Origin of the sequence: Candidatus Halobonum tyrrellensis G22 (genome assembly GCF_000495475.1) — an archaeon.
GTDB classification, from domain to species: Archaea; Halobacteriota; Halobacteria; order Halobacteriales; family Haloferacaceae; genus Halobonum; species Halobonum tyrrellense.
In genome coordinates this window covers 1-12,407 of the sequence record NZ_ASGZ01000018.1, presented here as the reverse complement: position 1 = coordinate 12,407, position 12,407 = coordinate 1, and the positions used below count along the sequence as shown (strand labels likewise).

The following is a 12,407-nucleotide window of genomic DNA, read 5'->3' as shown; positions in this document are numbered from 1 at the left end:
GGGATCGCTGTGGAACACGTAACCGTACAGGGTGTCGACGTGCCCGCCATCGGGATGGGGACGTGGCGGCTACAGGGCCGCGAGTGCCGCGAGGCCGTGAGGGACGCGCTCGAACTCGGCTACCGCCACGTCGACACCGCACAGGCGTACGACAACGAGTCGGACGTGGGGGCGGCCATCGAGGCGTCGGACGTCGACCGCGACGACCTGTTCGTGGCGACCAAACTCGACGGCGACCACCGCGCGGCCGCCGACGTGCGCGCGGGCGTCGAGGCGAGTCTGGACCGACTCGGGCTGGACCGGGTGGACCTGCTGTACGTCCACTGGCCGAACGAGGGGATGACGGCGGGGGCGCTCCCCGACTGGCTGGACCTCCCCGGCCGGTTCAAACCCGACTCGGCGTCGGTGTCGACCGGCGAGACGCTCGACGCGATGGCCGAACTCCGCGAGGAGGGGAAGGTCGACCACGTCGGCGTGAGCAACTTCGGTCTCGACCGACTACGGGCCGCCCGACGGCGGCTCGACGCGCCGCTGTTCGCCGACCAGGTCCAGTACCACCCCTACTGGGACCAGTCGGAACTGCTCGACTACTGCGTCCGCGAGGACGTACTCCTGACCGCCTACAGCCCGCTCGGGCAGGGCGGCGTCCTCGACGACGACCGGCTGGAGCGGATCGGCCGCCGGTACGGCAAGTCGCCCGCGCAGGTGGCGATCCGGTGGCTCGTCCAACAGCCGGGCGTCTGTGCCATCCCGAAGGCGACGAGCCGCGACCACCTCGCCGCCAACCTCGACGTGTTCGACTTCGAACTCACCGACGCGGAGATGCTCGCGGTCCACCAGCCGTCGAAGCTCCGCACCGCGGCGGGGATCGCACGCGGTCAGGGGCCGTTCTGAACCGGTCGAGGGCCGACGCGGGACCGGCTGGCGGGGCGGACCGTCGACGGCCGACGGGGACCGCCGGACGGGGCGGCCCGTCGCCGGGACCGGCCCACCGGGCCGCCGAACAGACGTGTTCGTCGGCCGACGAGATCGGTCGGTAGGGGCGCGTACGACGGCGACCCGGCACGCCTTTACCGCTCGGCCGCCGCGGCCTGCGTATGCGACTGGCACGCGCCCGAACGCCCGACGGGCATCGTGAGGGGGAGTTCCGCGACGGCACGCTCGTGACGGACGACGCCGAGTACGACGTCGACGAGTCGGACCTGCTCGCGCCGTGTGAGCCGTCGGCCGTCTACTGTATCGGCCGGAACTTCGCGGCGACGATCGAACAGATGGAGTACGAGCGACCCGACGAGCCGGACTTCTTCATCAAGCCGCCGGCGTCGGTGGTGGGCCACCGCGACAGCGTCTCGTACCCCGACTGGACGGACGAACTCACGTACGCGGGCGAGTTGGTCGCGGTGATCGGCGAGCGGTGCCGCGGGGTCGCCTCCGAGGACGTCCCCGGCGTGGTCCGCGGGTACACCGTGATGAACGACCTCGACGCCCTCGACCAGCCCGGTCGGACGGCCCGGAAGGCGTTCGACGGCTCCGGCCCGCTCGGACCGTGGATCGAGACCGACGTCGACCCCACGGACGTCGACATGCACACCGAGGTGGCCGGCGAGCGCAGACAGGAGTCGAACACGGGGCTGATGCTGTTCGACCCCTCGGAGGTGGTGTCGTTCCTCTCCGAGCGGGTCACCTTCCGCCCCGGCGACGCGGTGGCGTTCGGCAGCCCCGCGAACCCCGGTACGGTCGAACCCGGCGAAACGGTCGACATCACCTACGACGGCGTCGGCACGCTCTCGAACCGGGTCGTCGCGCCCGACGAGTAGTCCCCGCCTCGCGCTGTTCACCTGCCGTCGAGACGGCCGCGGCGACCGCCCCTCCCCGGCCCCCGGTCGCGTCCGCTTCGCCGGCGCGACCAAGGCTAAGTGACCCCCCGCCGACGCGGCGCACATGCGGATCGTCCTCACCCGACAGAAGATCCACGGTCACTCGGTCGACGAGTACGCCGCGGCGCTGCGCGACAGGCTCCCCGACCACGATATCGTCGTCGCGCGCACGCCCGACGAGGAGCGCGAGGCGGTCACCGGCGCCGACGTGGTGACCGGGGAGGGCCACTCGATGGGCCGGCTCCTCGGCGAGGTGGAGGCGCCCGACCTGAAACTGTTCGCGGGCGTGTACGCCGGCACGGGCCACCTCGACCTCGACGCGTTCCGCGAGGCGGGCGTCGCGGTGACGAACGCCTCGGGCGTCCACGCGCCCAACATCGCCGAGTACGTCGTCGGCGCGCTGGTGTCGCTCGCGCGCGACTTCCGGCGGGCGACCCGCCAGCAGGACCGCCGGGAGTGGCGCGCCTACCAGACGCGCGAACTGAAGGGGTCGACCGTCACCGTCGTCGGCGTCGGCTCCATCGGCGAGGCGATCCTACAGCGGTTGGAGCCGTTCGGCGTCGAGCGACTCGCGGTCCGCCACTCCCCCGAGAAGGGCGGTCCCGCCGAGGAGGTGGTCGGGTTCGACGGCCTCCACGACGCGCTGGCGCGCACCGACCACCTCGTCCTCGCGTGTCCGCTGACCGACGAGACCGAGGGGCTGATAGACGCCGACGCGCTCCGGACGCTCCCGCCCGAGGCGACGCTCGTCAACATCGCGCGCGGCGCGGTCGTCGACACCGACGCGCTGGTGTCGGCGTTCAACGTGAACGACCTCGGGGCGGCGTTCCTCGACGTGACCGACCCCGAACCGCTCCCCGAGGAGCACCCGCTGTGGGGGTTCGAGGACGTGCGGATCACCCCGCACAACGCCGGCCACACGCCGGCGTACTTCGGGCGCTTGGTCGACATCGTGGCCGAGAACGTCGAGCGAATCGCCGGGACCGGCGAGACGGGGGAGCTACGCAACCGGGTGGTCTGAGCCGCCGACCACGCAGTTCAGTAGACGTACTCGCTTTCGCGCAGTTGGACGTACCGCGCGCCGCGGAGCCGCAAGCGGTGCCAGCGGTAGGCGGTGAGGAGCTTCGACGCCTCGTAGCCCGCCGCGAACGTCCGGTCGAACATGTCGACCCCTCCCTCGTCGGTCAGCATCTCCCGCGCCGCCCGGAAGATGCGGTCCCAGTCGTCGGGACCGTAGCCGCGGCACATCTCCGCCATCGCGACGTTGCGGGTCACCTCGGTCCCGATGGCGTCCCGCCAGCGCCGGTTGTAGTCGCTCATGTCGCCCCGCGCGGCGAGTTCGCCCGCGATGGCGCCGGTCCGGACCGCGACGTGGTCGCCCCCCTCGTGGAAGGAGGAGGTGGCGCCCATCGCCCCGCCCGTGACCGCGATGCCCGCCGACGCGGGCGACTCGACCGGCCGGGTCGAGGAGATGGGGTACGTCTCCGTCCCCTTCGACTTGCCAGCCTCCTCGACCAGCGGGAAGTCGGAGTCGACGTCGTACTCGTCGCCGTACTCGCGTTCGAGCAGGCGGCGGACGTACTCGCGGCCCTGCGGGATCCGTTCGTCCTCCGGGCGGAGCAGCGCGTACGCGTCCCGGTCGTCCACCTCGTCGAGGTCCATGCCGATGGGCATCGTCAGCCCGACGCGGCAGATTCGGTCGGCGTTGGGGAACACCCACGGGTAGGCGGTGTGGCCGGGCATCAGCCCCCACCAGAACGTGATGCCGCCCGACACCTCCTCGTACACCTCGGGCGGGAAGCGGCGGTACTCCTGGTAGGCGATGTGGTTCGCGCGGGTGGAGGCGAGTCGCTCGCTCGCCTTCGCGCCCGCGGGCAGGAGGCGGTCGAGCACACGGTTGGTGACGGTCCGCTGGGGACCGTCCGCGAGCACGAGGAACTCGGCGCCGACGTCCTCGCCGTCCGCGAGCCGGAGCGTCACCCGGGGGTCGCCGCCGCCGACGCGGCCGGGGTCGAGGAAGTTCAGGTCGACGCCCCGCACCCCCGTACCGACGCGGTAGCCGGCGCCCGCCGACTCCGCACGCTCGCGGAGGAAGTCGTCGAAGCGCGCGCGGTGCATCGTGTACCCGAAGTGGTCGTACGAGGAGTCGATACCCGTCGACCGCATCGTACACCGCTCGGTCGGCCCGGCGAACTCCGCGCGGTCGAGCGTTCCCTGGACGACGCCGTCGGGGAACTCGTCGGGGTGGATCCCCATGATGTCCACCCAGTAGTCGAGGATCCCCGCGGCGTCGGTCGAGTCGGGACCGAGACCGTCGCGGTCGGCGCGCGGCACCCCCTTCTCCACGACGAGGGCGTCGGCGCCGCGGCTCGCGGCCGCGTGTGCGGCCGACGACCCCGCCGGACCGCCGCCGACGATGGCGACATCGACGCGTTGCATGCCTAACAGGGACCGGCTGGCGTTAATAAACTCCCCGAAGCGACCGCCCCGGCGACCTGGTCGCGCGGCGGAACCGGACGGGGGTGACGGCGGGCGCAGAAGACATATCCGACCCCCCACCCGAGTAGCCGCATGGATATCCAGCGGAGCATCCGGGCGGTCGCCGACGCGGCCGACGCCCCCTCGGGCATCGTCGACTGGGCGTCGGTCGCGGAGGCCGCGAAGGGGACGTGCGAGCCGGGTGCGCTCCGGCTGAGCGAGGCCGAACGGGCGGGGTTTCGCGACGACGTGCGCGCGGCGCGCGACGGGCTTCGGGAGGCGAGCGGCGTCGAGTTCGACCTACCCGGGTCGGTCGAGGTGCAGAGCCGCCACCACTGGATCGACGCGAACGTCGACACCTTCCGGCGGGTGATGCGCCCGCTCGAAGCGCAGGGCCCCGGCGCGTTCCCCGGGTTCGCCCGCTCGGTCAACACCGGGACGATGGCGGTGACGCTCGGCTTCCTCGCGCGGAACGTCCTCGGGCAGTACGACCCGCTGTTGCTCGCGGACGCCGAGAGCCACGAACACGGGCTCTACTTCGTCCGGCCGAACATCCGCCGGGTCGCGGTCGAACTCAACGTCGACTACCCCCGGTTCCGCCGGTGGATCGCGTTCCACGAGGTGGCCCACGCCGCGGAGTTCGGCGCCGCGCCGTGGCTCCCGGGCTACCTCGAAGCCCGGACCGAGGGGGGTATCGACGCGCTGATGGAGGGACGGCTCGACCGCGACGCGTTCGCCGAACTCAACGTCGCGATGACCGCCGTCGAGGGGTACGCCGAACTCCTGATGGACCGCGCGTTCGACGACGAGTACGCCGACCTGCGGGCGAAACTCGACGCGCGCCGCGGCGGCGGCGACCCGCTGACGCGGCTGTTCAAGCGCCTGCTCGGCTTCGGCATGAAGCGCCGGCAGTACGAGCGCGGCGCCGACTTCTTCGAGGCGGTCGTCGACCGGCGCGACCTGGCGACCGCCAGCCTGGTGTGGGAGGAGGCTGCGAACCTCCCGACCGACGAGGAACTCGACGACCCCGGCCGGTGGATCCGCCGGGTGGCCTGAGAGCCGGCGCGAGTCGTCGGGCGCGGCCGACGCCGACGCGCCCGACACGGCCAGTGCGGGCGGTGCGTGCGGTGCGGGCGGTGGGAGTGCGGTGGAACGACTACCCCGACCGACGCTCGTGACACTCGTCTCGGCTCGTTTATACGTCTGACCTCCTCCAAGCGCCGACGCCGTGGTACGTAGTGCTGATTTCGTCCTAGAGCGGACGGCCCGGGCGGGCCGCCGTCGGCCGTCCTCGGACTCGTCTCGTACGTCCCGACGCGGGCGCTCCCGCCGTACGTGGTTCTGGGCGCCGTCTACCTGCTCGCCGAGGAGTGAGCGAGAGCGGGGGAGCCGGGTCGGGCCGCAACCGGGCCGACCCGGGGAAGGGTCCGGTCGGCGTGGGCCGAGAGCGCGCTACCGCCGCGGGCCGCGCGCGGGCTGGACCTCCCGGAACGTCCGCAGGACGAACCACAGCAGTCCGACGCCGAGGACGAGTCCGGCGGCGACGCCCGCGGCCAACTGTACCGGCGTCGCGTCGGCCCCGAGCGCGACCAACCCCCCGGAGGCGCCGACGAGCAGGACGAACCCGACCTGGAGCCGTCGGTTGGCGCTGTCGCGTTCGTCGTCGGTGAGGCTCGGGCCGACCATCGGGTCAGTCGTCCGACCCCGCCGAGCCGTCGGGGTCGTGGGCGACCGAGACGTGGAGACCGAGGAACGCCCACTCGCGGTCGTCGTCGGTGCGGGTGAGCGTCCCGCTCCACCGCGTCTCGTACTCGCGGTCGCGGAACGCCTCGGTGTCGTACCACGCCATCCGCACGTCGTCGGAGTAGGCGGCGTGGGTCGCGTCGGCGAGGTCCGCGGCGCCCCGGCGGACCGTCCGGAGGTCGCGGCTCTCGACCGTCCAGTCTTCGGTCGTCCGGGTCTGTTCGCGCAGCCCCCGCGCCACCTCGGCGTAGCCGGTCAGCCGTTCGTCCACGCCGAACTTCACGACGTTCGGCGACTCGACGAAGAAGGGAGCCAGCGGGTCGCCCGCGCGGAGCGCGTCGTAGTACGCCCGGACCGTCTCCTCTGGGGTCATGCCCCACCGTGCGTCCGCGGGGGGCTTGAACTCCGCGCTCCGCGCGCGGCGTTTCCGGCGTCGGACCGCACCGCCGACCGCGCCGGCGTGCCCGCCCGCTCGGCGTCCGCTCGCGGTCCCACCGGCCGCCTCGGCGCCGCCCGTTCGACCCCCGACAGGCCGAAGTGCCGCCGCGCCCTCCCGAGGGTATGGGATACCCGGTCAGCTACCACTGCCCGCACTGCGAGACGGTCGTCGAACTGGAACGGGACGGCTACCTCGCGGACAAGGCGGTCACCCCGTTCCCGTTCGAGGGGTGGGCGTACGTCGAACCCGACGGCGACGTGGAGTCCGCCGACGGCGTCGTCTTCACCTGCGGCGACGAGGCGGTCACCCGCGAGGCGGGTGCGGGCTGTGGCGAGCGGTTCTACCTCTCGTTCGTGAAGTTCGCCGACGGCGAGGAACTCGACCCGCGTCGCCCGAGCGAGTACGTCGAACTCGCGGAGGGGCGGGGACCGGACGCGCCCGACTCCCCCGACGGGCCGCGGGGACCGTCGAACTCCCGCGGCGGGTTCTACTGAGGGTCCACAAAGCGGGCGACCGGAGCGACGGCTGACGCGGGCGCCACGGAGAGCGCGGGGGCCATCGGGCTTTTTCGTTCGCCGGCCCTCTCACAGCCGTGGCAGAGAAGACCATCTCCGAGGACGAAGTGACCCGAGAGGAAGCCGCGGACCGACTCGAAGCGCTCGCGACCGAACTCCGCGAGGGCGACTGCAACGTGCAGGTCGGCAACAAGACCGTCACCGTCCAGCCACCCTCCTCCATCGCCTACGAGGTGGGCGTCCGCGAGAGTTCCTCCATCCTCCGCGGGAGCCGCGAGAGCGTCACCGTGAAGATGGACTGGAAGCCCGAGTAGCTCCGCGACCGTCGCCGGGCGGCCGACGCGGCCGACGCGGCCACGCACGGGTCGAGAGGCGACGGGCGGGCGTCGACCCGGCGAGACGACCGCTACCCCTTGATGTTACACACCGGGTACGTCCGGACCACCTTGTCGCCGATGCCCAACTCGTCGCTGACGCGCACCACCTCGTCGACGTCCTTGTAGACGCCGGGCGCCTCCTCGGCGACGGTCGCGCCCGACTGCGCTTTCACGTAGATGGCGTTCTGCGATTCGAGTTCGTCCCGGACGGTCTCGCCCCAGTACTCCTGTTTGGCCTGCGTCCGGCTCATCGTCCGCCCCGCGCCGTGGGCGGTCGACCCGAACGTCTCGCTCATCGAGCGCTCGCCGCCGACGAGGACGTAGCTTCCCGCGCCCATGCTCCCCGGGATGATAACGGGCTGGCCCACGTCGCGGTACGCCCGCGGCACCTCCTGTCGGCCGGCGGGGAACGCCCGGGTCGCCCCCTTCCGGTGGACGTACAGTTCGCGGTCCTCGCCGTCGACGGTGTGGACCTCCTTCTTCGCGATGTTGTGGGCCACGTCGTACAGCAGGTCCATCCCGAGGTCCTCCCACTCCTCCGCGAAGACGCGCTCGAACACCCGGCGGGTCCGGTGGGTGATCAGCTGGCGGTTCACCCACGCGAAGTTGATGGCGGCGCACATCGCGCCGTAGTACTCGTCGGCCAACTCGGAGCCGGCGGGCGCGGCCGCGAGTTCCTTGTCCGGCAGCCGGTCGAGCAGGTCGCCGTGCTCGCGTTCGATCCTCCGGAGGTAGTCCGAACACACCTGGTGGCCCAGCCCGCGCGACCCGCAGTGGATCAGGACCACGATCTGCTCCTCTTCGAGACCGAACGCGCCCGCGACCGACTCGTCGAACACGTCAGTCACCCGCTGGACTTCGAGGAAGTGGTTGCCCGACCCGAGGCTACCGATCTGGTTCTTCCCCCGGTTCTTCGCCTTCTCGGAGACGAACTCCGGGCGGGCGTCGGGCCGCCGCCCCTCGTCCTCGCAGTGGGCCAGGTCGTCGTCGACCGCGTAGCCGTGTTCGAGCGCCCAGTCCATCCCGCGGTCCAACACCGCCTCGACGGTGTCCATATTTCCCTCGACGACGCCGCCGCCGCCCAACCCCGACGGCACGTTCGCGAACAGGCTGTCGACGAGTTCCTCCTCCTTCCCGCGCACGTCGTCGTAGGTGAGGTCGGTCCGCACCATCCGGACGCCGCAGTTCGAGACGACGAACCCGTCGGCGACGAAGTTGTGCGCGTCGTGAGCGACCCCGATGTCGTAGACGGGTTTCTCCCCCAACTCGGTGACCGACTCCACCGTCGTCTCGACGGTGAAGTTCGGTCGAACGCGCGTCTCCGCGGCGAACGCCTCGAAGTCGGGGAAGTCGGCGGGGGGGCGCGGTCGGCCCTCCCGCTGCCCGTAGATGCTCCGCTCGACGAAGCGGCCGTTCACGCCGTCGAGCCGCGACTTGACCTCCCGGAGCGCCAGTCCCCCGTCGGCGAGCGCGCGGGCCTCTTCGGCGAGACGCGCGCGTTCGTCGACGACGCGCTCCTTCCGCTTGAGGTACTGTGCCGCGAGGACCGCTCGTTCGCGCTTCACCCGGTTGTACCGGTAGCCGACCCGCGTGAAAAAGCGGATCAGGTTCTCCGAGTCGTTCTTGACCCCGAACCGGTAGCGGACGGTCTCGCCGCGCGTCGTCTCCGTCCGCTCGACCGTCTCGAGCGCGTTCGTCCGGACGCCGAGGTCGTTCAGGTGACGCATCAGGTCGCTCACGAACGCCTCGCCGGCGGCCGCGTACTCGACGGCGCGGTTGTGCGACACCGAGGGACAGTAGAGGTTCTTCGCGGTCATCGCGTCGGGAGCGCTCATCTCCGCGCCGAAGAACGCCGAGAGGTACAGTGCCTTCTGCCAGTCGGCGAGGCGGTCGAGGTAGCCGGGGACGCCGAAGTCGGACTCGGTCTTGCGGCCCGCGGGCGCGCCGAGTTTCGTCAGTAGACGCTTGAACCCCTTCGCGGTCGCGCGGACGCTGTACTCGGTCCGCTCGAACGAGCGACCGTCTATCTCGTGTTCACGGTCGCGCTCGTAGATCCGAGACGCTGTGTAGCCGACCGCCTCGATGTCGGCGGCGACCGTTTCGAGGTCCTCGGGGTCGCCGTAGAACCACGACTGGTTCGAACCGAACGAGCCGTCGCCGGTGTGAAAGCCGACGAGTTTCAACAGGCGGTGGAATGCGTCGTCGGTCGACTTGAGCGGGAGTAGGTCGCGTTCCTCCAGCCCGCGGACGAGTTGGGGGTTCTCGTCGGCGAAGTCGTCCTCGTCGAGGACGACGAACTCCGGTGGCTCCTCGTCAGCGACGCCGACGAACGGGTGGACGAACACCGAGTCGCCGCGTTCGACCTCGTCGAGGTCGCACATCCCCGACGGCGTCGCGAACGGGTGGTCGGCGGTCGCCTCGACCGTGTCGCCGGTCTCGGTCGTCACCTCAAAGACGGTCTCGGCGTCGTTCGTCGTGAACAGTTCGACCGGCGACGTCACCTCCTCGTCGGCCGCGACGACCGCCCGCTGGTCCTCGAAGTCGCGCCAGAGGTCGCCGATTCGGCGGCGGCGGCCGAACTCCAGCGTCACCTCCGACTCCCCCGAGAGGCAGTTGATGTCGTAGCCCACCGCTCCCGGCGAGATACAGCCGTCCTCGGCGTCGGTCGCGCCGACGCCGCCGACGGGGAAGCCGTACCCCTGGTGGCCGTCGGGCATGCACAGCGCGTAGTTGGTGATGCCGGGGAGGTGGGTCGCGTTCCGCAACTGTTCGAGCGTCTTGTCGCCGCCGATCTGTTCGAGCAGTCGCTCGCTCGCGAGCACGCGCGCGGGGGCGCGCATCTCCCCCTCGCGTGGGATCTCCCAGACGTGTTCGCGGACGCGCTCCAGTTCTATCCCCTGGAACTCCCGTGTGGTCATACTCGGCGGTTCGCCGCCGCGCACAAATAGCGTGGCGACTCGATGGCTCCCGGTCGGCGGCGCGGTTATGCCCTCGGGGGGAGTATCGACCGCATGGACCCGGTGGCGCTCGTCGTGGTGTTCGTCGTCGGCTACGTGGCCGGCCGGCTCACCAGTTGGCTCGCTGCTATCGCCGCTATCGCGGCGCTCGCGCTGTTCCTGTTGGGTCTCGCCGCGCCCGCCTCCGTCGCGGGCGTCGTCGACGGCGTGCTCGCCGGCTTCTACTTCGGGAACGAACTCCTGTTCCTCTCGGGGTTCCTGTTCGGCGTCGCGGGCGGGCGGAAGACGGTCGTCGAGACCCGGCGGGTCGTCGGTCGACGGCGCGAGTGACCGAGCGGTCGGGGGGCACCCGCCGCCCGGGCCGGTCGAACGTTTTAAGCTACGGGGCCGACAGGGAACGCTAGACGGTACCATGGGCCTATACGAGCGCATCCTCGTGCCGACCGACGGCTCGGACGGCGTCGAGCGGGCGGTCCGGCACGCGGTCGACCTCGCGGTCGAACACGGCGCGACGGTCCACGCGCTGTACGTCGTCAACTCCGCCTCCTACGCGGGCATGCCGATGGAGTCGTCGTGGGAGGGGATCGACGAGATGCTCCGGGCGGACGCCGACGACGCCGTGGAGTTGGTTCGCGCGGTCGCCGACGACTACGAGGTGCCCGTCGAGACGGCGGTCATCGACGGCACGCCGAGTTCGGAGATCGTCCGCTACGCCGAGGAGGCGGACTGCGACCTGGTGGTTATGGGGACGCACGGCCGCGGCGGCATCGACCGCCTCCTGCTCGGCAGCGTCGCCGAGAAGGTCGTCCGCGGGTCGTCGGTGCCGGTGCTCACCGTCCGTGTCACGGAGTGACGGGCGAGGACGGCCGCGCGTCGCGGCACGGCCCACCCCGGTTCCGTCCGGCTCTCAGTCGGCCGATTCTCGACCGGCCGACGTCCGACCACCCGGCTCACGTCGACACCGCGTACAGCGCGTCGTCCGTCGGAACGACGAGCGTCCCCGCCGCGTGGGCGGCGCGCCGCGGGGCGAACGCGCCGGCTGGCGCGACCCGCCCGCGCACCCCGCCGGTCGCGGCGTCGTACACCGCGAGTCCGTCCGGTCCGACCGCGACGACCGTCGTCTCGCCGGCGAGCAGGCGGACCGGTGCCACTCCCGTCGTCACCCCGCCGACGAACGACGGTGCGTCGTCGGCGTCGTCGGCCGCCCCGGTGTCGACCGTCTCGGCCCCCGGACGCGTCCGCCACCGGAGCGACCCGTCCGTCTCGTCGAACGCGCGGACCGTCGTCTCCCCCGCTGTCTCCCCGTTCGTGCGGTCGAACGCGCCGGTCGGCCCGGCGGCGTCGACCGACCCCTCGCGCTCCCACCGCACCGCCCCGGTCTCGGGGTCGCGGGCGCGCAGGGTCTCGAACTCCCGGCCGCGGTTGGCGGCGTACAGCGTCCCCCCGCCGCGGTAGGGCGCGACCCAGTAGCCGCCGGGGTCGACCGCGAACAGGCGGTCGCCCGCGGCCGCGTCGACGCCGACCAGCCGCGCGGTCTCCGAGCGGGCGTCCGCGCCGACGTACAGCCGGCGGTCGTCGCGGGCGGCGAGGTACGGCGTGACGTCCCCGCCGGCGTGGACGCGGAAGCGCCGCTCGCCGGTGTCGAGTTCCAGCCCCTCGATCGAACCCCCCTGGCCGACGAGCACCACCGCCCCCGCGAGGGCAGCGACCGGGTACGGCAGGTCGCCGTCGGCCGGCGGGTCGCGCCGCCAGCGGACCGTCCCGTCGGCCGGGTCGCGGAGGGTCGCCCCCGCCTCGCCCGTCGAGAACGCGCCGCCGTCGACCACCAGCGGGAACGGCGCGCCGTCCGCCCGCCACGCCTCTTCGCCCGTCGCGGCGTCGTACGCGCGGAACCACGACCAGCCTCCCGCGTACACCCGGTCGCCCGCGGCGGCGAGTCCGGACGCGGACGGGAGCGCGCGCCGCCACCGCTCCTCGCCGGTCGCCGCGTCGAACGCGACGAGCGCCGACCCCGCGGAGTC

General features: G+C 72.2%; 13 protein-coding genes and 1 pseudogene. 8 read left to right on the top strand and 6 right to left on the bottom strand.

The genetic code is table 11. The features are described 5' to 3' along the window. The first annotated feature begins 9 nt into the window (after window positions 1–9). From K933_RS05620 to K933_RS05610, 3 genes are all read left to right on the top strand, one after another. On the top strand, window positions 10–894 hold the full coding sequence (locus tag K933_RS05620; RefSeq protein WP_023393725.1) for an aldo/keto reductase: 885 nt from the start codon (window positions 10–12) through the stop codon (window positions 892–894). Window positions 895–1,097: 203 nt separating this feature from the next. Continuing rightward, entirely contained in the window at window positions 1,098–1,817 is a 720-nt protein-coding gene (locus tag K933_RS05615) for a fumarylacetoacetate hydrolase family protein (RefSeq protein WP_023393724.1), read from the top strand. Between the two features lie 124 nt (window positions 1,818–1,941). Next, window positions 1,942–2,898, top strand: a complete 957-nt coding sequence (locus K933_RS05610; protein WP_023393723.1) for a D-2-hydroxyacid dehydrogenase — start codon at window positions 1,942–1,944, stop codon at window positions 2,896–2,898. Window positions 2,899–2,915: 17 nt separating this feature from the next. On the opposite strand, the gene K933_RS05605 is transcribed toward K933_RS05610, so the two are convergent. Further along, on the bottom strand, window positions 2,916–4,316 hold the full coding sequence (locus tag K933_RS05605) for an NAD(P)/FAD-dependent oxidoreductase (protein WP_023393722.1): 1,401 nt from the start codon (window positions 4,314–4,316) through the stop codon (window positions 2,916–2,918). A 132-nt stretch (window positions 4,317–4,448) separates the two neighbouring features. On the opposite strand from K933_RS05605, the gene K933_RS05600 reads away from it, so the two are divergent. Further along, window positions 4,449–5,411: a zinc-dependent metalloprotease gene (locus K933_RS05600; protein ID WP_023393721.1), complete on the top strand. Its 963-nt coding sequence runs from the start codon at window positions 4,449–4,451 to the stop codon at window positions 5,409–5,411. A gap of 396 nt (window positions 5,412–5,807) precedes the next feature. Here K933_RS05600 and K933_RS05595 read toward each other — a convergent pair whose 3' ends face one another. Next, window positions 5,808–6,041 (bottom strand): hypothetical protein, encoded by a 234-nt coding sequence (locus K933_RS05595; RefSeq protein WP_023393720.1) that lies wholly within the window; start codon window positions 6,039–6,041, stop codon window positions 5,808–5,810. Between the two features lie 4 nt (window positions 6,042–6,045). After that, the gene (locus tag K933_RS05590) at window positions 6,046–6,471 is read right to left on the bottom strand and encodes a nuclear transport factor 2 family protein (protein ID WP_023393719.1); all 426 of its coding nucleotides are present in this window, start codon (window positions 6,469–6,471) and stop codon (window positions 6,046–6,048) included. A gap of 188 nt (window positions 6,472–6,659) precedes the next feature. On the opposite strand from K933_RS05590, the gene K933_RS05585 reads away from it, so the two are divergent. After that, window positions 6,660–7,031, top strand: a complete 372-nt coding sequence (locus K933_RS05585) for a hypothetical protein (RefSeq protein WP_023393718.1) — start codon at window positions 6,660–6,662, stop codon at window positions 7,029–7,031. Between the two features lie 98 nt (window positions 7,032–7,129). Next, window positions 7,130–7,366 (top strand): amphi-Trp domain-containing protein, encoded by a 237-nt coding sequence (locus tag K933_RS05580; protein ID WP_023393717.1) that lies wholly within the window; start codon window positions 7,130–7,132, stop codon window positions 7,364–7,366. Window positions 7,367–7,458: 92 nt separating this feature from the next. On the opposite strand, the gene K933_RS05575 is transcribed toward K933_RS05580, so the two are convergent. Continuing rightward, complete coding sequence (locus K933_RS05575; RefSeq protein ID WP_323749935.1) at window positions 7,459–10,059, bottom strand: RtcB family protein; 2,601 nt, start codon at window positions 10,057–10,059, stop codon at window positions 7,459–7,461. Beyond that, window positions 10,039–10,347, bottom strand: a pseudogene (locus tag K933_RS19350) (RtcB family protein); the annotation flags it as partial. The gene K933_RS05575 and the pseudogene K933_RS19350, both read right to left, overlap by 21 nt. A 93-nt stretch (window positions 10,348–10,440) precedes the next feature. On the opposite strand from K933_RS19350, the gene K933_RS05570 reads away from it, so the two are divergent. Next, a complete protein-coding gene (locus K933_RS05570) occupies window positions 10,441–10,716 on the top strand; it encodes a hypothetical protein (RefSeq protein ID WP_023393715.1) in 276 nt (91 codons plus the stop codon). 82 nt (window positions 10,717–10,798) lie between these two features. After that, on the top strand, window positions 10,799–11,239 hold the full coding sequence (locus K933_RS05565) for a universal stress protein (protein WP_023393714.1): 441 nt from the start codon (window positions 10,799–10,801) through the stop codon (window positions 11,237–11,239). A gap of 97 nt (window positions 11,240–11,336) precedes the next feature. Here the strand turns inward: K933_RS05565 and K933_RS05560 are convergent. Further along, a partial coding sequence (locus K933_RS05560) for an outer membrane protein assembly factor BamB family protein (RefSeq protein ID WP_023393713.1) occupies window positions 11,337–12,407 on the bottom strand: 1,071 nt, incomplete at its 5' end.

Bases quoted from the DNA above. Each gene is read 5' to 3' on its own strand.
- K933_RS05615 (WP_023393724.1), top strand. From the start codon at position 1,098: ATGCGACTGGCACGCGCCCGAACGCCCGACGGGCATCGTGAGGGGGAG.
- K933_RS05585 (WP_023393718.1), top strand. From the start codon at position 6,660: ATGGGATACCCGGTCAGCTACCACTGCCCGCACTGCGAGACGGTCGTC.
- K933_RS05605 (WP_023393722.1), bottom strand. From the start codon at position 4,316: ATGCAACGCGTCGATGTCGCCATCGTCGGCGGCGGTCCGGCGGGGTCG.
- K933_RS05570 (WP_023393715.1), top strand. From the start codon at position 10,441: ATGGACCCGGTGGCGCTCGTCGTGGTGTTCGTCGTCGGCTACGTGGCC.
- K933_RS05600 (WP_023393721.1), top strand. From the start codon at position 4,449: ATGGATATCCAGCGGAGCATCCGGGCGGTCGCCGACGCGGCCGACGCC.
- K933_RS05565 (WP_023393714.1), top strand. From the start codon at position 10,799: ATGGGCCTATACGAGCGCATCCTCGTGCCGACCGACGGCTCGGACGGC.
- K933_RS05595 (WP_023393720.1), bottom strand. From the start codon at position 6,041: ATGGTCGGCCCGAGCCTCACCGACGACGAACGCGACAGCGCCAACCGA.
- K933_RS05590 (WP_023393719.1), bottom strand. From the start codon at position 6,471: ATGACCCCAGAGGAGACGGTCCGGGCGTACTACGACGCGCTCCGCGCG.
- K933_RS05610 (WP_023393723.1), top strand. From the start codon at position 1,942: ATGCGGATCGTCCTCACCCGACAGAAGATCCACGGTCACTCGGTCGAC.